Source organism: Shigella flexneri 2a str. 301 (assembly GCF_000006925.2).
Lineage (GTDB): Bacteria > Pseudomonadota > Gammaproteobacteria > Enterobacterales > Enterobacteriaceae > ECMA0423.
This window is the reverse complement of record NC_004337.2, coordinates 3,889,157-3,910,915: the sequence shown is the minus strand read 5'-3', so window position 1 is coordinate 3,910,915 and position 21,759 is coordinate 3,889,157. Positions and strand designations below refer to the sequence as shown.

The window sequence follows — 21,759 nt, the reverse complement described above, 5'->3', positions numbered from 1 at the left end:
GCAACAACTACTGACCAACGCTTCTTTACCTGATATCAGGATTTCTTCATTTTCACCTTTGCAGTAACCAACAATGCAGTCAGCAACATCAATGTGCCGGACAACATCAACGGCGAAGTCAGACCAATATTATCCAGCGCATAACCGCCGATTGCCGCGCCACAGGTATTAGCAAGCTGAATAACCGCCACCTGAATAGACCCGGCTTTTTCTGCCTGATCGGCCAGCGAGCGGGTGATCCACGTTGACCAGCCGACGGGAACCAATGCAAAAGTTAGCCCCCAGATAATCGCCACGCCGGTAGCAACGATTTTATCGCTTCCCCACAACGTCAGTACCAACGCACTCACAGCCAGTATTAACGGCGCGCCTGCTAAGGCCAGTTTTACCGAACGTTTAAGAATGAACGACGAAAGCGACGTACCAATAAAGCTGGCGATACCAAAACTCAACAGCACCAGCGTTAAGCCATCCACGCCGAATCCCGCCAGGTTCATATACACCGGGCGAATATACGTGAAGAAAGCAAACTGCCCGGCGAAAGACATGAAGATGGCGATCATCCCTGCCATCACACCCGGACGTTGTAATAAGCGGAAAGTATTTTGTTTCTGATGCGAGGGTTCGCCTGGCAGTGAAGGCAATGATTTGATAATCCAGAAAATACACAGCACGCCCATCACCGCCGCCGCATTAAAGACATTGCGCCAACCGATAAGCTCGCCTAAAAAACTGCCCAACGGCGCGGCAATCACCAGCGCAATAGAAACCGCGCCGAAGATCACCGACAGCGCCTTCGGCACCGTACGCGGCGGTACCAGACGCATGGTCAGCGACGCCGACATCGCCCAGAACCCGCCCAGCGCCAGCCCCAGACAGGCACGACCGATTAAAAGCAAACTGAATGAGTTAGCAAAGGAAACCAGCAAGCAGGAGAGCGTCAGCAAAACGGCAAACAAAATAACAACGTAGCGGCGGTCAGTGGCCTGAATTGTCTGGGTAATAAACAAACTGGCAAACATTGCCACAAAGGCGGTCACGGTCACCGATTGCCCGGCAACCCCTTCCGAAATGCCTAAATCCTGGGCCATTGGCGTCAACAAACTGACGGGCAAAAACTCAACGATAATCAGACAGGCGACACAAAACGCCACCGAGAAAACGGCTGACCAGTTCGGTCGGGTGATGGCATCCGCGCCGCGGTTTTCGGCAATAAATTCACTCATGGTGTTACCCGTGGCATGTTTCAGGGGAAAAGCCGACCACTTTAACATTGAAATGTGTGACGAATTTAACGTTTTTGCAACTTTTACGGTGTTGCTTGAGCTGGAGTTAAGATCGAAACGGAACAGGGCAAAGATTACCGGATGCGGCGTGAACGTCTTATCCACCCGACAGGTCAGGCGCGGTCTGTAGGCTGATAAGACGAAACGGTTTCAATGCAACCAGTGAACGCCCTCGGCAGGCTGAAAGAACGCGTTATAGCGCATCTGAAAAGCATTAATATCCTGCATTTCAGGTTCGGTTTCACGCAGAAAACCCAGCGCCAGCCTGACCTGAGCATCGGTAATCGGCGCGGAAAGGCGGGCTTTTTGTAAAATCCGGTGCCATTGCAGCAGGTTCTGTTCGCTATCATCGACAATGACAATTTGCCAGATAAGCAACACCTGCGCGGCGTTTTGCAGGTGCGACTCATCCGGGCGATGCAAATAACGTAAAAATTCGTCACCGGCTGACTTTCCCATTTGATCGACCATCGACTCCACGGGTACGACATCGATATTCAGCCGATCGCTGAGACGGCGAATCGCTTTTCTGGCCCCGGATGTCAGCACCCGAAAACCAACCACAAACACTACCGCCAGCGTGGCGAGCATTATCCAGATCATGAGTTCTCCTGCGTAATCAGAACTCATGATATCTGGAAACCCTCGCCAGTTACTAATCCACCAGAATAATCTTCAATGCGAACAGAGCTGCGACCACCACCACACACAGGTTCAGATCGCGCCAGCGCCCGGTGCACACTTTCATGATGCAGTACGACATAAAGCCGAGTGCAATCCCTTCGGTGATCGAGAAAGTAAAGGGCATCATCACCGTGGTAATAAACGCAGGCACCGATTCGGTAAAATCATCCCAGTTAACGCGCGCCAGGCTCGAAGTCATCAGCACGCCAACAAAGATTAACGCTCCAGCGGTTGCGTAAGGAGGAACCATCGCCACCAGCGGTGAGAAGAACATAACTAACAGGAACATAACGCCGACCACGACAGCCGTTAGCCCCGTGCGACCACCGACTGCCACACCAGAAGTACTTTCAATATAGGCAGTAACAGACGAGGTACCGATAAATGCGCCTGCCACCGAACTGACGCTATCAACATACAGCGCCTTATTCATATTGGGGAATTTACCGTTGCTATCTATTAAGCCCGCTTTATCAGTTACACCAATTAATGTTCCTGATGAATCAAATAGGTTGATCAGCATAAAGGAGAAAATGATACCGGCGAGTTCAAGTGTTAACGCGCCGCTCAAATCTACTTCACCAATGACGCCGCTAATATCAGGCGGAATGGAATAGACGCCGCTAAAATGAACATCACCGAAAAATAATCCACAGCAAGACGTCACCACAATAGAAACCAGCACCGCGGCATGAAAATGACGTGATGACAACACGGTTATAATAAAAAACCCTAAAATACCTAACAACACGCCGTGAGAACTTAAATCGCCAATCATCACCAGCGTGTCTTTATTGGCGACAATAACACCAGTGTTTTTTAATCCCATTAAGGCAATAAATAATCCGATTCCACTGGTGATACCAATACGTAAACTTAATGGAATGTTGGAGATCATCCAGTACCGGATACGAAACAGCGTGAGCAAAAATAGCCCAATTGCGCCCCAGAATATCGCGCCCATCCCGGTCTGCCAGGAGATCCCCATCGCCCCCACGACCACGAACGCAAAGAAGGCGTTCAGCCCCATTGCCGGAGCCAGCGCCACGGGTAAGTTAGCAAATATCCCCATCGCAATACTGCCGATACCGGCAATCAAACAGGTGGTAACAAACACCACTTTCGGGTCCATTTGTGCCGCGCCGAGGATTTGCGGGTTCACAAAAACAATGTACACCATGGTTAAAAAAGTGGTCATCCCCGCAATCAATTCTGTGCGGACGGTGGTCCCATGCTGAGGTAGTTTAAATAATCGCGAAAGCGTCCCTGATTCATTACTCACGTAATCGGTATTGTCATTATTCATTTTTTTGTCCATTGGAGGAGATTTAATCCCTTGCTTTTGTAAAACAAATGACAACAACGGTTCAGTGATAATTATCACATTTCAATTGCACATTAATAGATATTCTTTAATAATCTCGCGACGTTTCTTTATGATAAATAATAATCAAATTGATAAAATCAAAATGAGAAAAATATGAATAATTCCATTAACCATAAATTTCATCACATTAGCCGGGCTGAATACCAGGAATTGTTAGCCGTTTCCCGTGGCGACGCTGTTGCCGATTATATTATTGATAATGTCTCTATTCTCGACCTGATCAATGCCGGAGAAATTTCCGGCCCAATTGTGATTAAAGGACGTTACATTGCCGGTGTTGGCGCAGAATACGCTGATACTCCGGCTTTGCAGCGGATTGATGCTCGCGGCGCAACGGCGGTGCCAGGGTTTATTGATGCTCACCTGCATATTGAATCCAGCATGATGACGCCGGTCACTTTTGAAACCGCTACCCTGCCGCGCGGCCTGACGACCGTTATTTGCGACCCTCATGAAATCGTCAACGTGATGGGAGAAGCCGGATTCGCCTGGTTTGCCCGCTGTGCCGAACAGGCAAGGCAAAACCAGTACTTACAGGTCAGCTCTTGCGTGCCCGCTCTGGAAGGCTGCGATGTTAACGGTGCCAGTTTTACCCTTGAACAGATGCTCGCCTGGCGGGACCATCCGCAGGTTACCGGCCTTGCAGAAATGATGGACTACCCTGGCGTAATTAACGGGCAGAATGCGCTGCTCGATAAACTCGATGCATTTCGCTACCTGACGCTGGACGGTCACTGTCCGGGTTTGGGTGGCAAAGAACTTAACGCCTATATTGCTGCGGGTATTGAAAACTGCCACGAAAGTTATCAGCTGGAAGAAGGACGCCGGAAATTACAACTCGGCATGTCGTTGATGATCCGCGAAGGGTCCGCTGCCAGCAATCTCAACGCACTGGCACCGTTGATCAACGAATTTAACAGCCCGCAATGCATGCTCTGTACCGATGACCGTAACCCGTGGGAGATCGCCCATGAAGGGCATATCGATGCCTTAATTCGCCGCCTGATCGAACAACACAATGTGCCGCTGCATGTGGCATATCGCGTCGCCAGCTGGTCGACGGCGCGCCACTTTGGTCTGAATCACCTCGGCTTACTGGCACCCGGCAAGCAGGCCGATATCGTCCTGTTGAGCGATGCGCGTAAGGTCACGGTGCAGCAGGTACTGGTGAAAGGCGAACCGATTGATGCGCAAACCTTACAGGCGGAAGAGTCGGCGAGACTGGCGCTGTCTGCCCCGCCATATGGCAATACCATTGCCCGCCAGCCAGTTTCCGCCAGCGACTTTGCCCTGCAATTCACGCCCGGAAAACGCTATCGGGTCATTGACGTCATCCATAACGAATTGATTACGCACTCCCGCTCCAGCGTCTACAGCGAAAATGGTTTTGATCGCGATGATGTGTGCTTTATTGCCGTACTTGAGCGTTACGGGCAACGGCTGGCTCCGGCCTGTGGTTTGCTCGGCGGCTTTGGCCTGAATGAAGGCGCGCTGGCTGCGACAGTCAGCCATGACAGCCATAATATTGTGGTGATCGGTCGCAGTGCCGAAGAGATGGCGCTGGCGGTCAATCAGGTGATTCAGGATGGCGGCGGGCTGTGCGTGGTACGTAACGGCCAAGTACAAAGTCATCTGCCGTTACCCATTGCCGGGCTGATGAGCACCGACACGGCGCAGTCGCTGGCGGAACAAATTGACGCCTTGAAAGCCGCCGCCCGTGAATGCGGTCCGTTACCCGATGAGCCGTTTATTCAGATGGCGTTTCTTTCTCTGCCAGTGATCCCCGCGCTAAAACTAACCAGTCAGGGGCTATTTGATGGCGAGAAGTTTGCCTTCACTACGCTGGAAGTCACGGAATAATAAAAAAAGCCCGGCGTCATGCCGGGCAAAAGTCACCAGTTACGTTTATGCCACTGTCAACTGCTGAATTTTTTTCTCGCGGCGGATTTTGCGTTCTTCCATTACCGCCACTATCGCCATCAGGCAGATACAACCAATCGCGGCGATATCCAGCGCGGCGAAGGTGCCTGCCCAGCCGGTAAGGCCGAATACCGGCGTCCCATCGGCAATCATTCCCAGACCTAACTTGGCAAAGCTGTCACCAATCAGGTAAGCAAAGGTGCCTTTAATACCATCGGCAGCGCCAATCGCTTTTTTAGGTACAAAGCCAACAGCAGCCACACCAATCAACAATTGCGGGCCAAAGACCAGGAAACCCAACGCAAAGAGAGAAGCCAGATAGATATATTCGTTACTGGCATGTTGATACACACCGAGCGTGGCGATAATCAGCGCCAGCGCGATGCAGGCCACCAGGCCACGGCGACCGTTCGCCAGGTCAGAGAGCCAGCCCCACAGCAGCGTACCGACCAGCGCACCAGCTTCAAACAGCGTAAAGCCCTGAATCGCCACCGCTTTAGAGAGTTTCAGTTCCTGGAACGCGTATACGGTTGACCACTGGTCGATACCAATACGTACCACATAGAGGAAAATGTTGGCGAAGCACAGCAGCCAGATCACTTTGTTTTTCAGCACATACTCAACAAAGATCTGCCACTTGGTCATATCGGTAGATTCTGTCTCTTTGTCCTCTTCGCTGATCTCCTCGCCGAACAGTTCTTCAGCTTTGCCGAGGCCATAAGATTCCGGGGAGTCGCTGCCGTAACGCAGGCCGATAAAACCGACAATCAGCGCGATAATCGACGGGAAGATAAACATGCCGATGACATGGCCATCGAACAGGTAATTTGCCCCGAACAGCGCCACACCTGCTGCGCCTGCACCGCCAAGGTTGTGAGAAATATTCCAGAAACCGAGGAATGTCCCGCGTTTACGACGCGGCGTCCATTTGGTGATGGTGGAGTAACTGCACGAACCGCCGGTACTCTGGAAAAAGCCGCTTAAGGCGTAGAAGGCAATCATCAGGAACAGGCTAACCGAGCCGCTGCCCATACTGGCACTGAAGCCCAGCATACAAATGGCAGAGAGGATAAGCATGAACGGCAGGAATTGTTTGGTGTTTTTGCCGTCGGCGTAGTATGAAACCAACGTTTTACCCACGCCATAAGTGATGGAGAAACCCAGGCCGATCATCCCCAGCTGCGTCATGCTCAACCCGTAGGTCGAAATCATATCGTTCTGCGCGATGTTAAAGTTCTTGCGAATCAGGTACATCGTCAGGTAGCCGATAAAGACCACCAGGTAGGATTGCATGAACGGTTTGAACCACATTTTGCGCCGCACTTCGAGCGGAAGGTCCAGGGTCGGCTTGCGAACTTGGTTTAGGAAAGCCAGCATGGGTTACTCCTGAAATGAATACCTGCGTGAGGCATGCATTGTAAAAATCAGCAGCAAATCAGGCCTGAGATAGCGTCCAAGAAAAACCTGGAAAATTTCTTAGTTTTGCCGGATATGAAGTGAAAAGGTGAGATGCATCACGCTTCACGCGGTGTCTGGGCGTTCAAAAAGGGCAGTAACAGCAGTGCGGAAATCCCGGCGGCGATAGAGATAACCACAAAAAATCCGCTCCAGTGCCAGGTATCGAGCACTTTCGCCAGCGGCCAACCAGCAAGCGACGCCCCCAGATAAGCAAACAAGCCGACAAACCCCGTCGCCGCCCCTGCCGCCTCTTTGTGGGAACACTCTGCCGCCGCCATACCAATTAACATCTGCGGGCCAAAGACAAAAAAACCAATGGTGAAGAAGCAGGTTGCCTGCATCACGTAGCTGGCAAATGGCATCAGCCACAGCGAGCCGACTGAAAGCAAAATTCCGGCGGCGAAAATCAAATTCATCGGCCCACGGTTGCCGTTAAACAATTTGTCCGAGCCCCAACCGGCTACCAGCGCACCGATAAATCCGCCCAGTTCAAACATCGTCACTGCCGTATTCGCCGTGACCAGATCGACGCCCAGCGTCTCGGACATATACAAATTGCCCCAGTCGTTGATCGCCGCCCGGACCACATAGACCAGCACATAGCAAAACGAAAGCAGCCAGATATACGGATTCAGCAACACATATTTGGTGAGGATCTCTTTACGCGTCAACCCTGCCCCTTCTTGTTGTTGAGCAATTTCCAGCGCGTCGTGCCGCCATTCACCGACCGCCGGTAAACCTAACGCCTGCGGGCGATCGCGTAGCCGCCAGCAGAGAAAAATCCCCACGACTATCGCCATACAACCAGCAATCATCATCCCGGCACGCCAGCCGTAATGCAGCGCGCTCGCTGCCATCACAATGGGAATGAGTGCGCCGCCGACGTTATGCGCCGTGTTCCATAATGCCCACCAACCGCCGCGCTCGGTACGTGAATACCAGGCCGTTAACAGACGCGCACACACCGGTGAACCCCAGCCCTGGAAAAAGGCGTTCAGCACCCAGAGCACGGCAAACGCCCATAGCGACGTCGAGAAGCCAAACAGAATGTTCATGATGCCCGTGGCGATAAGCCCTATCCCCATAAAATAACGGGCATTTGAGCGATCGCTGACAATGCCGGAGACAAACTTCGACACGCCGTAAGTAATGTAAAACAGGGTCGCTAACAGGCCGATATCGCTACGGCTGAGCACGCCGTTAGCAAGGATTTCTGGTACCGCGGCGTTAAAACTTTTCCGCGTGAAGTAAAACAGCGCGTAACCCAGCCAGATGGTCAGCAGAATATGCCGACGCCAGTAGCGATAACGGGCATCAATTTCATGTTTATCAGTCATTAATGGCGCATCGGCAGGCGCTTTCAGAAACGGCAACATCATCGAACCTTAGACATAACGTTGAGGTAGAGAAACGCTGACACGCGTGCCGTGCAGACAGGAAATGTGTAATGTGCCGCCCAGCGCCGTTACGCGCTCGCGCATTCCGGTGAGGCCAAAACCTTGTTGCCCGGAACCCGGCGGCAAACCGCTGCCATCGTCTTCAATCACCAGCATCAACCGTTCATCCTGCTGCCAGCCTTGCAGCGTAACCGCGCTGGCATCGGCATGTTTCACAATGTTGTTCAGCCCTTCCTGGCAGACACGAAACAGCGTCACGCGCTGGTTTTCGCTTAATGCTGATTCATCGATACGCCATTCGAGATGGCTGACAATGCCGCGCCCTTCCAGCTCCATTTCCCGCATCAGTGAGCGGATGGCCTGCTCTAGGGTGAGATCATCCAGCTGGCGCGGACGTAACCGTCCTAACAAACGGCGCACCGCGTCGTAAACGCCCAGCGACAGTTGTTCGATGAGCTGCCCGCTCTGCTTCACACTGGCGTTATCTGCCGCCAGCCGCTGAACAATGCCCGCCTGAGTACGAATAGCAGTGATGGTCTGACCGATATCGTCGTGCAGCTCACGCGCCACGTCGCGGCGCACGCTCTCTTCGGTTTCTAACAAACGTTCAGCCAGATGCTGATTGCGCGCCAGTTCCTTTTGTAGCGACTGGTTAAGTTCACGCAACCGCTGGATGCCTGCGCCCAGTAACAACCCTGTCAGACTTTGCACCAGCAACGAGAGTAATAAATCCACCAGATGATCGCGCCAGGTTTGACTGGCGATCAGCGCGATGGCGTTCATCAACGTCGCAATCAGCGCTCCTTGCCAGCCATAGTGCCAGGCCAGCGCGATAATCGGCAGCGCCAGACAGAATGGCGTAAAGCGCGACAGTTCGTCCGGCAATCCCAACTGGAGCCAGAGACTGATAACAAACAGCAGCAAGTACCAGACCAGATGCCGCCCGCGCCAGTTGATGGGCTGAGAAACCAGTGACGGGCCGAGCGGCAGCCAGGTGTTATTGGCGAGATAGTGCCAGAACACCAGACATATCGGGGCCAGCGTCAGACCGCCAGTTAAAGTCAGCAACAGCGCATTCCACGACTCTTTGCCGTGCCAAAGCCAGGGCAGCGACTGCAACAACGCCGCCGCCGTTAACGCCGCACCCTGTAACAGCAAGGTGCGCCAGTCACGCTGATGGCGATAGCGCGAGATCAGCGCTACGGGCAGTAACGTCAGCAAACTACCGATCATCAATAACGGAAAATGGGTTAAACCGACCGCCTGCGTTAGCCAGTAAATCAGCAGCCACTCCGCACCCAGCAATACGGGCCAGTATCCGCGCGGGCATTGCAGCATTAGCCCCAGACGCAGACCAAACGGAAATAACAGCACCGCCATATCAGGGCGCTCAACCAGATGCAGGCTGATACTCCATAGGCAAAACCATGCGGCAGAGAAGATAAAAAAGCAGGCAATAACGGTAATTAAGCGGGAGAACAACGTCTTCATCACCAGCCATCAAACATGCGGCGCGCCAGCTCTACGTCGTTACTGACGCCCAGTTTTTCCATCAGATTGGCGCGATGGACGTGTACCGTTTTCGGTGACAAGCCCAGTTCGGCGGCAATCTCTTTCACCGCCATTCCTTGCGCCAGTTTTTCCGCCACCTGGCGTTCACGTTTGGTCAGCGGGTCCTGACGACCGGATGCCAGTTTAATGGCAATATCCGGCGTCAGATAACAGCCGCCCGTGGCAACCGTATGCACCGCAGCAATGAGTTCATCCGGGCTACAGCGTTTGGAAAGAAAGCCGCGTGCCCCCGCGTTAAGCGCCTGCTCAACCAGCGCAGGACTGTCGTGAACGGAGAGCATAATCGTCGCCATACCTTTCGGCAGCTGGCTTAGCAGCTCCAGACCGGAGATATCGGGCATGGAGATATCGCAAATACACACCTGCACACCGCGCCCCGGCAGCCCCGCCAGCGCCTCGCGCCCCGAACCAAACTCGGCAACTACCTGCAAATCAGGTTCCAGCCCCAGCAGCTGCGCAAAGCCGGAGCGGACGATGAGGTGATCGTCTATAAGGGCAACGGTGATCATGGTCTTGTCCTGGCGGGTAAAAAAAAACGCGCTTACCTTAACGATAAGCGCGATGTTGTTCAAGCCTTGAGCGGTTACTGAAAAAACACCGCGATCTTGTTAAACATCGTCGGATCGGACTGATTACGCTGCACTTTCACGACATCTTCCAGCTTAGCGATTTGGCTTATCATCTGCTCCAGACGCTGGTCGTCATTGACCAGTAGCCAGATATGGCTTTTGTCGCTGTCCTGAATCGGCAGACAAAGAATGCCTTCAACGTTAAAAGCGCGGCGGGCAAAAAGGCCACAAACGTGGGTCATTACGCCCGGATGGTTGCGAACGGTGAGCTCCAGAATTACGTTGTTATGAGTTGTGTTTTGCATGGCTTATTCCCCCACCATTTCAGTATTCGCCGCACCTGGCGGCACCATCGGGTAAACTTTTTCTTCGGCATCAATGCGCACATGGATCAGCGCCGGGCCAGGGCGATTGATGATTTCCTGCAATGCAGCCTGCGGATCGGCTTCGTTATTCAAATCACAGGTTTCGAGGCCGAATCCGGCGGCAATCTGCATAAAGTTGATTTTGCCCGGATAGGTGGCGGCAAAAACGCCTTGCTCGTAGAACAGACTCTGTTGCTGATGCACCAGCCCCAGCGCTTCGTTGTTCATCAGAATGATTTTGACATCCAGCTGATTTTCACTGGCGGTCGCCATCTCCTGAATATTCATCATCAGGCTGCCGTCGCCGGAGAAACACAACACTTTGCGATCCGGGTTCGCCAGCGCCGCGCCAATCGCCGCAGGCAGGCCAAAACCCATCGTGCCCAGCCCACCGGAGGTCAGCCACTGGCGTGGGCGATTGAGCGGATAAGCTTGCGCGGTCCACATCTGATGCTGACCCACATCGGTGGTGATAATCGCATTGTCATCGACACAGGCGGCAACGGCGTTGATCAGGCCGTAATGGCTTAATGGATCGCACGCTTTCGGGATTGGACACGGGAATTCGCGCTGCAAATCCGCTACCAACTGGTGCCACTCTGCACGCGGTTGCGCTTCCACCCGCGGGATCAATTGCGCCAGCACGTCATCAACATCCGCCTGAATCGCCACATGCGGCTGCTTGATTTTACCCAGCTCTGCGCGATCGATATCGACATGAATAATTTTGGCATTCGGACAGAACTGCTCGGTTTTGCCAATCGCCCGGTCATCAAAACGCGCACCGAGCACAATCAACAAATCCGCCTCCTGCAAAATATAGTTGGTACTGCGCACGCCGTGCATCCCCAGCATACCCAGCGACAACGGATGCGCTTTTGGCAGCATGCCCAGCGCCATTAAAGTCATGGTGGTAGGCAGTTGCGCTTTCTCCGCCAGTTCACGCACCCGCGCAGGCGCATTGATCACACCACCACCCAGATAAAGCACCGGGCGTTTGGCAGCGTTAATCATTGTAGCTGCGTCACGAATGCTTTCTTCGCTAAAGGCGGGTGCAACGGCTTTTTCTGCCACCGCGGGCTGAGCTTCAATCTCAAAAACCGCCGTTTGTACATCCTTAGGAATGTCTATCCACACCGGGCTAGGGCGGCCTGATTGCGCAATGCGGAAGGCATCGCTCATGACCTGTGGGAGCTCTTCGATATGTCTGACCAGATAGTTGTGTTTGGTGATGGGGATAGAGATGCCGTAGGTGTCCACTTCTTGGAAGGCGTCGGTGCCGATCATCGAGGCGGGAACCTGACCAGTGATGCAAATCAGCGGGATGGAGTCCAGCCGCGCATCAGCAATGGCGGTCACCAGGTTAGTCGCACCCGGCCCGCTACAGGCCATACAGACCGCCGGTTTACCGTCGGTGCGCGCCATTCCCTGAGCGATAAACCCCGCGCCCTGTTCATGGCGAGCCAGAATATGGCGGATTTGCGTGCTTTGGCTTAAGGCGTCGTAAACAGGCAGGATAGAACCGCCCGGAATGCCCGTCACAATCTTAATGCCCTGCTGTTCCACCGCGGTGCCGGCCGATCTAGAAGCAGTGAAGGGGCGGTGCAGAGCGTAATGGGCGCTTATCTGCTGACTTACGGTGTCTCACAGCTGTTTTATGGCCCGATATCCGACCGTGTCGGTCGCCGACCAGTGATCCTCGTCGGAATGTCCATTTTTATGCTGGCAACGCTGGTCGCGGTCACGACCTCCAGTTTGACGGTATTGATTGCCGCCAGCGCGATGCAGGGGATGGGCACCGGCGTTGGCGGCGTAATGGCGCGTACTTTGCCGCGTGATTTATATGAACGGACACAGTTGCGCCATGCTAACAGCCTGTTAAACATGGGGATTCTCGTCAGTCCGTTGCTCGCACCGCTAATCGGCGGTCTGCTGGATACGATGTGGAACTGGCGCGCCTGTTATCTCTTTTTGTTGGTTCTTTGTGCTGGTGTGACCTTCAGTATGGCCCGCTGGATGCCGGAAACGCGTCCGGTCGATGCACCGCGCACGCGCCTGCTTACCAGTTATAAAACGCTTTTCGGTAACAGCGGTTTTAACTGTTATTTGCTGATGCTGATTGGCGGTCTGGCCGGGATTGCTGCCTTTGAAGCCTGCTCCGGCGTGCTGATGGGCGCGGTGTTAGGGCTGAGCAGTATGACGGTCAGTATTTTGTTTATTCTGCCGATTCCGGCGGCATTTTTTGGGGCATGGTTTGCCGGGCGTCCTAATAAACGCTTCTCAACGTTGATGTGGCAGTCGGTTATCTGCTGCCTGCTGGCTGGCTTGCTGATGTGGATCCCCGACTGGTTTGGCGTGATGAATGTCTGGACGCTGCTCGTTCCCGCCGCGCTGTTCTTTTTCGGTGCCGGGATGCTGTTTCCGCTGGCGACCAGCGGCGCGATGGAGCCGTTCCCCTTCCTGGCGGGCACGGCTGGTGCGCTGGTCGGCGGTCTGCAAAACATTGGTTCCGGCGTGCTGGCGTCGCTCTCTGCGATGTTGCCGCAAACCGGTCAGGGCAGCCTGGGGTTGTTGATGACCTTAATGGGATTGTTGATCGTGCTGTGCTGGCTGCCGCTGGCGACGCGGATGTCGCATCAGGGGCAGCCCGTTTAAGCGCACGTCACCGCAGCATCGTCATCAGCTCCATGGGAGAACGATGCTGCTTTATCAGATCACGCATCACCCGCATATGCGGTGCGGAGTAAGAATAAAACGCCTGATAGCCCGCACAAAGCACGCTGTCTGGCGTCTCCTGCCGAGCGTGCGGGCACAGGCGATGCCAGTCGCACGCCTGGCAGTCACGGCGCGGTTGCGGGTTTTCGCTGCCACACCATTTTTGTAAGGTGGCGTCAAAAAGCTCAATCGAGATACGACTGATATCTGCCCGCACCCAACACTCAAACAGGGCAATTAAAAATTTCCCCCACAGCTCTGCTGTCACCGAAGCGGCCGTCAGATCGCCCCGGTCATCAAATTCAAGATAGGGAATGAGCTGTACGGAGCGGATGCCCCGCTGTTTGAAATTGTGATAAAAATCGGCAGGTTGCAGAGCATCCTTGTACTCTACAACCAGCTTATGCCTGTCCTCTTCAGCATCAATGACCTGACTTCCTGTCATGCGACTCTCTCAATAAATACGATAAGTTGATGTATATGCGTTACAGCAAACAGTATTGCGAGAGATAACACCGCGAGGGAGATCAAAAATTTGTCACGGACTACGTGAAATTGGGAAAAATCGCTATTCGTGACATCCATTAAATTGCGATTACGGGTGTAGTGCCAGAGGATCAGCGCCACGATGGCGAGGATGCCAATCGAAATCCAGAATAACATGCCCGCCTGGTGCCAGTTGTGTTTGATAGCCAACGCCATCAACGCGCCGTAGCCCAGCATGGTACGAAACCACGCCAGTGATGTGCGCTCCGGCTGCAGCCCTGGGTCGGCAATGCGTCTGGCTTTACGGCTATCCGGCATACAACACCAGTCCCATAACGATCACCGCCACAACCATCAATATTAAGCTGATGATTAATAAGCTGTTGGTGTAGGGCAGGTCCTCTTTCAGACGCATCGCTTTTTCATTGCGTAACCAGCGCAGGTAGCCATACATTGCTAACCCGCCGGAAAACAGACACAACAACAACGCCAGCAGTTCACGAATGACGGGCGTGGCGAAATCTGGCGCAAGTTGATCAAGCCCAACCCCCGCCGCCAGAAATCCTAGTGCGGTACGGATCCACGCCAGAAAAGTACGCTCATTAGCCAGCGAGAAGCGGTAATCGGGCGCTTCTCCAAGGCGGGAAATTTTCATTGTTGCTCCTTTGCAATTTCACTAACGCTCTATCTTTAGCGGTTTTTTTTAAGAATTTCGTCCGCCCGTTTCCTGATATGCTTTTGCCATCCGCTACAAGGAGGTCAGATGGGTATCATAGCGCAAAATAAAATCAGTTCATTGGGCATGCTGTTCGGTGCCATCGCTTTAATGATGGGGATTATCCACTTTTCATTCGGCCCTTTTTCCGCACCACCGCCAACGCTTGAAAGCATCGTGGCGGACAAAACGGCTGAAATTAAAAGAGGTCTTCTCGCCGGAATAAAAGGCGAAAAAATTACCACTGTGGAGAAAAAAGAGGACATGGATATCGATAAAATCCTCGATCAAAGCGGTATCGCACTGGCCATTGCTGCGCTACTTTGCGCATTTATTGGCGGTATGCGTAAGGAAAATCGCTGGGGCATTCGCGGCGCGCTGGTTTTTGGTATCGGCATCGTGTGCAGCATTTTGCTGATATTCCTGATTTTTTCCTTCCTGACCGGCGGTTCGCTGGTTTAAGCAGCCTGAATAATGCCCGCCGGGTGATCATCAGCGGGCATTATCGTCAGAATTTCTGTTTTTTCTCCTCCACCTTCACTCCTTGCGTCGGTAGGCCGGTGTCATAGTCGCGTACCACTGGCGAATAGCCATCTTGTGGGCGTGGGCGAAACGCCCCCATCCAGCGCGGTCGTGCATCTTTACGCCACGGACGCAGACTCCATTGGTAACTGCGGAACGGATCGCGAATTTTGTCCATGTAATCCAATAAGGCGTCATGCATTTTGCTGCGAACGTCTGCAAAACGGATATCATCGATCAGGTTATGCATTTCATTTGGGTCATTACGGCGATCGTAAAGTTCATCACTGGTGAAGAGGTTGAGCACCAGTTTAAAGTCATCCGTCACCCAGCAACGCACCGGAATAAAACCGCCAAAGCTGTCATGCTCAATCTCGTAGCGGTTAAATTCCACCATCACGCCGCGTGGCTCTTTCACGGCAAGGATATTTTCCCCCGGCAGAATCTCTGGTTTTTCAATATCTGCCAGCGCCATCATTGTCGGCAGTAAATCAATATGACTGACTGGCGTATCGACCTGTCGCCGCTCCCCTTGCGGCGAACGGATGATCAGCGGAATACGGGTGATGTCGTCATACATCGCCGCTCCTTTACTGATCAGCTTATGTGCGCCCATCATTTCACCGTGATCGGAGGTATAAATGACCCACGTATTTTCACGTTGCTCTGGCGTTAAGGCATTGATGACACGTCCGATTTGGTCATCAACAAAGTCATTGCAGGCAAAATAGAGCGGATGGTGATAAAGCCCGTCATCACCGACTGGCGATGGCATCGCCTGCGCCCATAAGCGGTGATGTTCCGGTTTGTTCGCCAGGTCATCCTGTGATTTCTCGCCAAGTTCGTAGTAAAAATCAGCGTATTTCTCTAAATACTCCACCGGACAGGTGAACGGGTGATGCGGCTCATCATACGAAACCACCATCAGGAAGGGTTCCTCGGCGCGCACGGGCTATTGCAGAAAATCTACCGCTCGATTGCTGATGCGGTGCGCCCAGGTGAAGGTTTCGTCAATATGGTTCGCCTGTAAATCTTCGACGCTGTTTAGGCCATTGCGCCACAGGCTGATCTCTTTTTCCGTCAGTTCGCTAAGATAGTTCGCCCCATCAAACCAGTAATCAGCATCCCACTCCGGCGGACACTCGCCAGTGCCGAAATAGTCATGACCGTCGAGATGCCATTTGCCGATGTAACAGGTGTGATAGCCGGCATCCTTAAAGTAGCGCCCCATAGTGGAGATGTTTTTGCCTGGCGCGACGTTGTTGGTCCACGGGCCGGACTGGTTAGCGTAGATACCGGTGAATAGTCCGGCCCGTGCAGGCGTACAAACCGGTGAACAAGTGTAGGCGGAATTAAAGCGAATACCTTCCGCCGCCAGACTATCAATATTTTGCGTATTCAGCGGTTTACCGCTATAGCAACCGACCATATTGGTGGCCTGGGTATCGGTCAATTGGGGCGTTTCATAGGCTATCCTTCGCGTCGGGAGTAAAGGTTACGGCTGGGTCGTGACGATGCCACCAGCTGTCAAAAATCAGGTAGACAATCACTACGGCAGCGATGAAATAACTGATCATCGCTAACCAGCGCGTACCGTAGCCGCCGAATTCAGCCAGCCCGACATAGACGCCAATCATCGCGAACAGGATACCAATTGACGCGATCTTGACGTTTTTCCACGGTTTCATGTCCACCGCAAACGCATCTTTGAAGGTGAACGGCGTGGCGCGCGGTTTGATAAAACCGATCACCAGCATCACGACCACGTTGATGCAGAACGTACAGGCCAGCACATAGAGGAAATGGAAGTCGAACTTCACCAGATAGTTGATGGTGATGTAGCTGATTATGCCAATCCCCATCGCCACTTTTGCCGCCAGCGCCGGGATGCGCGGAAAGAAAAAGCCCATAATGATGATGGTAACCAGCGGCACGTTGTAAATGCCGTTGAGCTGTTTCATCCAGCTATACAGCCCCTGCGGCGCGTTCGCGATCCACGGCGCTACCAAAACCGAAACGATAGCGATAAAGAAACCAAATTTGCGCCCGACGGTGACCAGCTGCTGCGGCTCGGCATTCTGGTTAATGATGCGACGGTAAATACCCATACTGAATAATGTACTGGCGCTATTCAGAAAGCCGTTGAAGGTACTGATCACCGCACCAAATAACACCGCGCCGAAGAAACCCTCCAGTGGCACTGGCAGAACGTTATTGACCAGCGTCGGGTAGGCCATGTCGGCTTTCGGTAGATCCTGATACAGATGAAACGCAATCAACCCTGGCAGCACCAGTACCAGCGGGTCGAGCATTTTCAGCACCGCCGTTAACAGCGCCCCCTTTTGCCCTTCCGCCAGGCTTTTTGACGCCAGCGTGCGTTGCACGATGCCCTGATTTGTACACCAGTAAAAGGTGTTCACCAGAATTAAACCGGTAAATGCCGCGCCAATCGGCAAGGGATCGGTCGGGCCACCGACTGAGTTTAATTTCTCGGCGTGAACGGTGGTAATTTGCTCAATGCCCTGCATAAAGCTGCCCTTGCCTATCGCGATCAGGCCAAATACCGGCACCATCAACCCGCCGATAACCAGCCCAATACCGTTGATGGAGTCCGCCACTGCCATTGCGCGCAGTCCGCCGATCACCGCATACAAAATTCCCGCCAGACCAAGCAAAATTACCAGTAGCCAGATAGCCGCACCGTGAGAAATCTGTAGCGATTCCCCGACGTGAAACAGGCTGTTGAGCGCCAACGCGCCGGAGTAGAGAACAATCGGCAGAAAGCAGACGCCGGTGGCAATGAGGAAGCAGAAGTCGATGATAATACGCGTCGTTTTATCATAACGTTCCTCCAGAAAATCGGGGATGGTGGCAATGCCGCGCTTCAGATAGCGCGGTAAAAAGATTAGCGCGAGGAAGATCAGCGTCACCGCTGAAGTCACTTCCCAGCCCATCACCGACATGCCGCTTTTGTAGGCCTGCCCGGAAAGACCAACCAGTTGTTCCGTGGAAAGGTTGGTTAACATTAACGAAGCGGCAATAACCGGCGCTTTTAGTGAACGTCCGGCAAGAAAATAGCCTTGTTGCGATCCGGTATCTGTTTTGCGAACCTTCCACCAGGTGATCACCGCCACCAGCAGCGTAAAACCGACAAAACTCAAGATTTGTAACGAATTCATCTCATAGCCCTTATTTATGTTTATGTCCCGGACGCATGAATATAGGGAGAGGTAAAATGCGTCGGGTCAGGCAGTCAGATTCTTAAAATACAAACGTCGTATCCCTGAACGGATTGTTTTCTGTTAAGTTCAGGTTGTGAGCATAATTCGCCGGAGGGATATTAAAATGAATGGAAAATTGCAAAGTTCAGATGTAAAAAACGAAACTCCGTACAATATTCCCTTATTGATTAACGAAAATGTGATCTCCAGCGGAATTTCTCTGATCTCGCTCTGGCATACCTACGCCGACGAGCATTACCGGGTGATCTGGCCGCGGGACAAGAAGAAACCGCTTATCGCCAACTCATGGGTTGCGGTGTATACCGTACAAGGATGTGGGAAAATTCTTTTAAAGAATGGCGAACAAATAACTCTGCATAGCAACTGTATTATATTTTTAAAGCCAATGGATATTCACTCTTATCACTGTGAAGGTTTAGTCTGGGAACAGTACTGGATGGAATTTACCCCCACCAGTATGATGGATATTCCCGTTGGTCAGCAAAGCGTTATTTATAATGGCGAAATTTATAATCAGGAACTCACCGAAGTTGCTGAGTTAATAACTTCACCAGAAGCAATAAAAAATAATCTGGCAGTCGCTTTTCTGACGAAAATTATTTATCAGTGGATTTGTCTTATGTCCGCAGATGGTAAAAAAGATCCACAACGGCGGCAAATTGAAAAATTAATTGCCACTTTACATGCCAGTCTGCAACAACGCTGGAGCGTAGCTGATATGGCTGCCACGATCCCCTGTAGCGAAGCCTGGTTGCGTCGTCTGTTTTTACGCTATACCGGCAAGACGCCGAAAGAATATTACCTCGATGCGCGTCTGGATCTGGCGCTATCGCTATTAAAGCAACAAGGAAACTCGGTTGGCGAAGTCGCTGATACGCTCAACTTCTTCGACTCCTTTCATTTCAGCAAAGCCTTTAAACATAAATTTGGTTATGCGCCGTCAGCCGTGCTAAAGAATACGGACCAGCACCCAACGGATGCCAGTCCACACAATTAACGTAACTCTGGCCAGTACGCTTTGTTGGCCTCCAGCAACTCATCCAGAATAGCTTTGGCGACCGAGGCGCTCGGTACCGTTTTCGACAACGTAATCGCCTGCCACAGGTGCTGATATGAACGCTGTTCCCAGGCGTCCACGACCAGTTTTTCCACCGCCACTTGCTGACTCATTAACCCTTTCTGAAACTGCGGGATATCGCCGACCACCAGTGGTTCAGGCCGTAGTAGCGCACGCGCATCTGTTTGCGATCTTGCAGCCCAACAATTTGCGCCATCCGGCTTTCAATACCGATTGGCATGTCACAGATGTTGAGGATTTTCGCATTCGGGCGCAGACGACGCGTGGCTTCTGCGACAATTGCTGCCGGGTTGGAGTAGTTGAGCATCTAGGCGTTTGGTGAATATTTTTCCATATAATCCACCAGTTCCAGGACGCCGCCAATGGAACGCATGCCGTACGCTATTCCGCCGGGTCCGCAAGTTTCCTGACCAACAACACCGTGGCGCAGTGGGATTTTTTCATCCAGTTCGCGCATCGGGTACTTGCCGACGCGGATGTGCGCCATGACAAAATCAACGTCGCTGAACGCCACTTCAGGATCGGTGGTGTAACTAAACGCAATGTCCGGCGCTTTTTCTTTAAGGATGACTTTACAGGCTTCGGCAATCACTTCCTGCCGCGCGCCATCGTTATCATAAAATTTCAGTGCACGAAGCGGGAAACGGTCCTGATTCGCCAGGAGCATCAACACGATGCCTGGCGTAAAGGTGCTTCCACCGCCTGCGACAACCACTGAGAATTTGGTCATTATACTGCCTCCGTAATGGCAACATTTTCTGCTGATTGATGAGAATTAATTAAGCTATCGAGCTGTTCACGCAATTGGGATACATGCAGACCAATGATCACCTGAATGGCATCGCCACTACGGAAGACGCCGTGCGCTCCCAGCTTTTTAAAGACTTCGTCATCCAGCGTTTGTGACATGTCATGCAGTGCAATACGTAGACGCGTCGCGCAATTGTTAATGCTGGAGATATTGCCGACCCCGCCCAGGGCTTGCAGGATACCGGCAGCCTGATCCAGCTCTTTTTTTGGCTCTGCAGCGGTGGTTTGGCCTCGCGAGGCTTTGTATTCGGCTTTTGAGTAGAGTTTCACTTCCGCATCTTCACGTCCCGGCGTGCACATGTTGAACTGCAGAATCAGGGTGCGGAAAACCACGAAGTACAGCAGGGTAAAGCACAACCCAATGGCGATTTGGGTCAGCATCATATCCGCGTGGTTGCTGAACATCGGGATCCAGTTTTGCGGTAAAACCTGGTCAATCAGACCTCCGCCCATGTTGCCCACCACACCAAAGAGATACATTACGGTCGACATTGAGGCCGCCAGCACGGCGTGTACCGCAAACAGCAACGGTGAAATGAACAGGAAGGTAAATTCCAGCGGTTCGGTAATTCCCACCAGCATGGCGGTTAAGGTTGCGGGAATCAGCAAGCCCGCCACTTTTACCCGATTTTCCGGTGCGGCAGTGAAGTACATCGCTAAAGAAATGCCCACGGCACCAAAGATTTTTGAGTTACCGTGCAGGGCAAAACCGCCTTCCGGGAACAACGATTTCAGTGGCTCGGCGCTCAGACTGAACTCTTGCAGATGCTGCGCCCAGTACATCTGAATGCCGCCTTCAACAGCTGCCGGACCAAAGATAAACGGTCCGTAGATGAAGTGGTGTAAACCGGTTGGGATCAGAATACGTTCGAGGAAGGTGTAAACCCACACCCCAAGCGCACCCGCCGAACGCAGGAACGCTTGCAGAGATTCAATCCCCATTTGTACTTTTGGCCAGCCGAGCAATGTCAGCCAGGCACAGGGGATCATCACCAGGAAGGCGATAATCACCACATAAGACGTCCCCTGGAAAATGCCGAGAAAAACCGGCAGTTTTTTATCGAACAGACGGTTATGCAGCGCCGTCACAATGCCGGAAATGATAATTGCGCCGATAATGCTGGTATCGAGGGTTTTAATCCCGGCCATCATTGTCAGACCGCTACCTGCCACCGCGTCCTGAGTGAAATCGACGCCGAAGTAGCTTCCCCAGGTCATTCCCATCGCATTGATGAAATAGTTCCAGGTCAGGAAACTCACCATCACCGCCAGACAAGCACGTCCCTGCGCTTGCTTAGCAAGGCCAATGGGTAAACCGACAGCAAAAATCAGCGGCATATTACGGAATACCGTCCAACCGCCCTCTTCAATAATGTGTACGATTTGCGCGAATAAACTGTTCGGATCGGTCAGTGATTCCCCGACAAACATCGGGTTTTGCAGCAAGATGGCAAGACCCACCACAATCCCGGCGAAGGGAAACAGCAGCACTGGCGTGAACATCGCGCCGCCAAAGCGTTGAATTTGACTGAGCATTTCCACATCCTCTTTTC

General features: G+C 52.7%; 18 protein-coding genes, 2 pseudogenes and 2 other annotated features. Of the genes and pseudogenes, 4 read left to right on the top strand and 16 right to left on the bottom strand.

Annotation, left to right across the window (positions count from 1 at the left end):
- Window positions 1-35 precede the first annotated feature (35 nt).
- From yicM to yicO, 3 genes are read right to left on the bottom strand one after another with little or no spacing between them, the layout of a single operon-like run.
- Window positions 36-1,391, bottom strand: a complete 1,356-nt coding sequence (gene yicM / locus SF3799; protein ID NP_709532.3) for a transporter — start codon at window positions 1,389-1,391, stop codon at window positions 36-38.
- Between the two features lie 45 nt (window positions 1,392-1,436).
- The gene (gene yicN, locus SF3798; protein NP_709531.1) at window positions 1,437-1,916 is read right to left on the bottom strand and encodes a hypothetical protein; all 480 of its coding nucleotides are present in this window, start codon (window positions 1,914-1,916) and stop codon (window positions 1,437-1,439) included.
- A 25-nt stretch (window positions 1,917-1,941) separates the two neighbouring features.
- Window positions 1,942-3,354, bottom strand: a complete 1,413-nt coding sequence (gene yicO / locus SF3797) for a hypothetical protein (RefSeq protein NP_709530.1) — start codon at window positions 3,352-3,354, stop codon at window positions 1,942-1,944.
- 96 nt (window positions 3,355-3,450) lie between these two features.
- On the opposite strand from yicO, the gene yicP reads away from it, so the two are divergent.
- Window positions 3,451-5,217 carry a cryptic adenine deaminase gene (gene yicP / locus SF3796; RefSeq protein ID NP_709529.1) on the top strand — a complete coding sequence of 589 codons (1,767 nt, stop codon included), beginning with the start codon at window positions 3,451-3,453 and terminating at the stop codon, window positions 5,215-5,217.
- Between the two features lie 45 nt (window positions 5,218-5,262).
- Here the strand turns inward: yicP and uhpT are convergent, their stop codons facing one another.
- The 6 genes from uhpT to ilvB all read right to left on the bottom strand — a co-directional run bounded on the left by uhpT (window position 5,263) and on the right by ilvB (window position 12,180).
- Window positions 5,263-6,654: a sugar phosphate antiporter gene (gene uhpT, locus SF3795; RefSeq protein ID NP_709528.1), complete on the bottom strand. Its 1,392-nt coding sequence runs from the start codon at window positions 6,652-6,654 to the stop codon at window positions 5,263-5,265.
- 137 nt (window positions 6,655-6,791) lie between these two features.
- Window positions 6,792-8,111 carry a regulatory protein UhpC gene (gene uhpC, locus SF3794; RefSeq protein ID NP_709527.2) on the bottom strand — a complete coding sequence of 440 codons (1,320 nt, stop codon included), beginning with the start codon at window positions 8,109-8,111 and terminating at the stop codon, window positions 6,792-6,794.
- A 9-nt stretch (window positions 8,112-8,120) separates the two neighbouring features.
- Window positions 8,121-9,623: a sensory histidine kinase UhpB gene (gene uhpB, locus SF3793; protein ID NP_709526.2), complete on the bottom strand. Its 1,503-nt coding sequence runs from the start codon at window positions 9,621-9,623 to the stop codon at window positions 8,121-8,123.
- Window positions 9,623-10,213, bottom strand: a complete 591-nt coding sequence (uhpA, locus tag SF3792; RefSeq protein NP_709525.2) for a DNA-binding transcriptional activator UhpA — start codon at window positions 10,211-10,213, stop codon at window positions 9,623-9,625. Before uhpA ends, uhpB begins: the two co-directional genes overlap by 1 nt.
- 74 nt (window positions 10,214-10,287) lie before the next feature.
- A complete protein-coding gene (gene ilvN / locus SF3791) occupies window positions 10,288-10,578 on the bottom strand; it encodes an acetolactate synthase 1 regulatory subunit (RefSeq protein ID NP_709524.1) in 291 nt (96 codons plus the stop codon).
- Window positions 10,579-10,581: 3 nt separating this feature from the next.
- Entirely contained in the window at window positions 10,582-12,180 is a 1,599-nt protein-coding gene (ilvB, locus tag SF3790; RefSeq protein ID NP_709523.1) for an acetolactate synthase catalytic subunit, read from the bottom strand.
- Window positions 12,181-12,240: 60 nt separating this feature from the next.
- On the opposite strand from ilvB, the gene emrD reads away from it, so the two are divergent.
- Entirely contained in the window at window positions 12,241-13,293 is a 1,053-nt protein-coding gene (gene emrD / locus SF3789; protein ID NP_709522.1) for a multidrug resistance protein D, read from the top strand.
- Between the two features lie 7 nt (window positions 13,294-13,300).
- Here emrD and yidF read toward each other — a convergent pair whose 3' ends face one another.
- From yidF to yidH, 3 genes are read right to left on the bottom strand one after another with little or no spacing between them, the layout of a single operon-like run.
- The gene (gene yidF / locus SF3788) at window positions 13,301-13,798 is read right to left on the bottom strand and encodes a transcriptional regulator (protein NP_709521.1); all 498 of its coding nucleotides are present in this window, start codon (window positions 13,796-13,798) and stop codon (window positions 13,301-13,303) included.
- Window positions 13,795-14,157, bottom strand: coding sequence for a hypothetical protein (gene yidG, locus SF3787; protein ID NP_709520.1), 363 nt, complete (start codon window positions 14,155-14,157; stop codon window positions 13,795-13,797). Before yidG ends, yidF begins: the two co-directional genes overlap by 4 nt.
- A complete protein-coding gene (gene yidH / locus SF3786) occupies window positions 14,147-14,494 on the bottom strand; it encodes a hypothetical protein (RefSeq protein NP_709519.1) in 348 nt (115 codons plus the stop codon). Before yidH ends, yidG begins: the two co-directional genes overlap by 11 nt.
- A gap of 108 nt (window positions 14,495-14,602) precedes the next feature.
- Between yidH and yidI the strand changes: the two genes are divergently transcribed.
- Window positions 14,603-15,016 (top strand): hypothetical protein, encoded by a 414-nt coding sequence (gene yidI / locus SF3785; protein ID NP_709518.1) that lies wholly within the window; start codon window positions 14,603-14,605, stop codon window positions 15,014-15,016.
- 46 nt (window positions 15,017-15,062) lie between these two features.
- Window positions 15,063-16,528 (bottom strand) — a sequence feature (Similar to Escherichia coli K12 sulfatase gi: 1790112 (498 aa). BLAST with identity of 97% in 489 aa. This CDS contains an in-frame stop codon. The sequence has been checked and is believed to be correct.).
- Here yidI and yidJ read toward each other — a convergent pair.
- Window positions 15,063-16,528, bottom strand: a pseudogene (gene yidJ / locus SF3784). It overlaps the preceding feature by 1,466 nt.
- Before the next feature lie 11 nt (window positions 16,529-16,539).
- On the bottom strand, window positions 16,540-18,255 hold the full coding sequence (gene yidK, locus SF3783) for a transporter (RefSeq protein NP_709517.1): 1,716 nt from the start codon (window positions 18,253-18,255) through the stop codon (window positions 16,540-16,542).
- 166 nt (window positions 18,256-18,421) lie between these two features.
- Between yidK and yidL the strand changes: the two genes are divergently transcribed.
- On the top strand, window positions 18,422-19,315 hold the full coding sequence (gene yidL / locus SF3782) for an AraC family transcriptional regulator (RefSeq protein NP_709516.1): 894 nt from the start codon (window positions 18,422-18,424) through the stop codon (window positions 19,313-19,315).
- Between the two features lie 172 nt (window positions 19,316-19,487).
- Window positions 19,488-20,126 (bottom strand) — a sequence feature (Similar to Escherichia coli K12 probable 6-phospho-beta-glucosidase gi: 1790115 (213 aa). BLAST with identity of 98% in 213 aa. This CDS ontains frameshift. The sequence has been checked and is believed to be correct.).
- Here yidL and glvG read toward each other — a convergent pair.
- Both glvG and glvB read right to left on the bottom strand, forming a co-directional pair.
- A pseudogene (gene glvG, locus SF3781) lies at window positions 19,488-20,126 on the bottom strand. Its footprint overlaps the feature before it by 639 nt.
- Window positions 20,126-21,742: a PTS system arbutin-specific transporter subunit IIB gene (glvB, locus tag SF3780; protein ID NP_709515.3), complete on the bottom strand. Its 1,617-nt coding sequence runs from the start codon at window positions 21,740-21,742 to the stop codon at window positions 20,126-20,128. The pseudogene glvG and the gene glvB overlap by 1 nt, the downstream one beginning before the upstream one ends.
- Window positions 21,743-21,759: the final 17 nt, after the last annotated feature.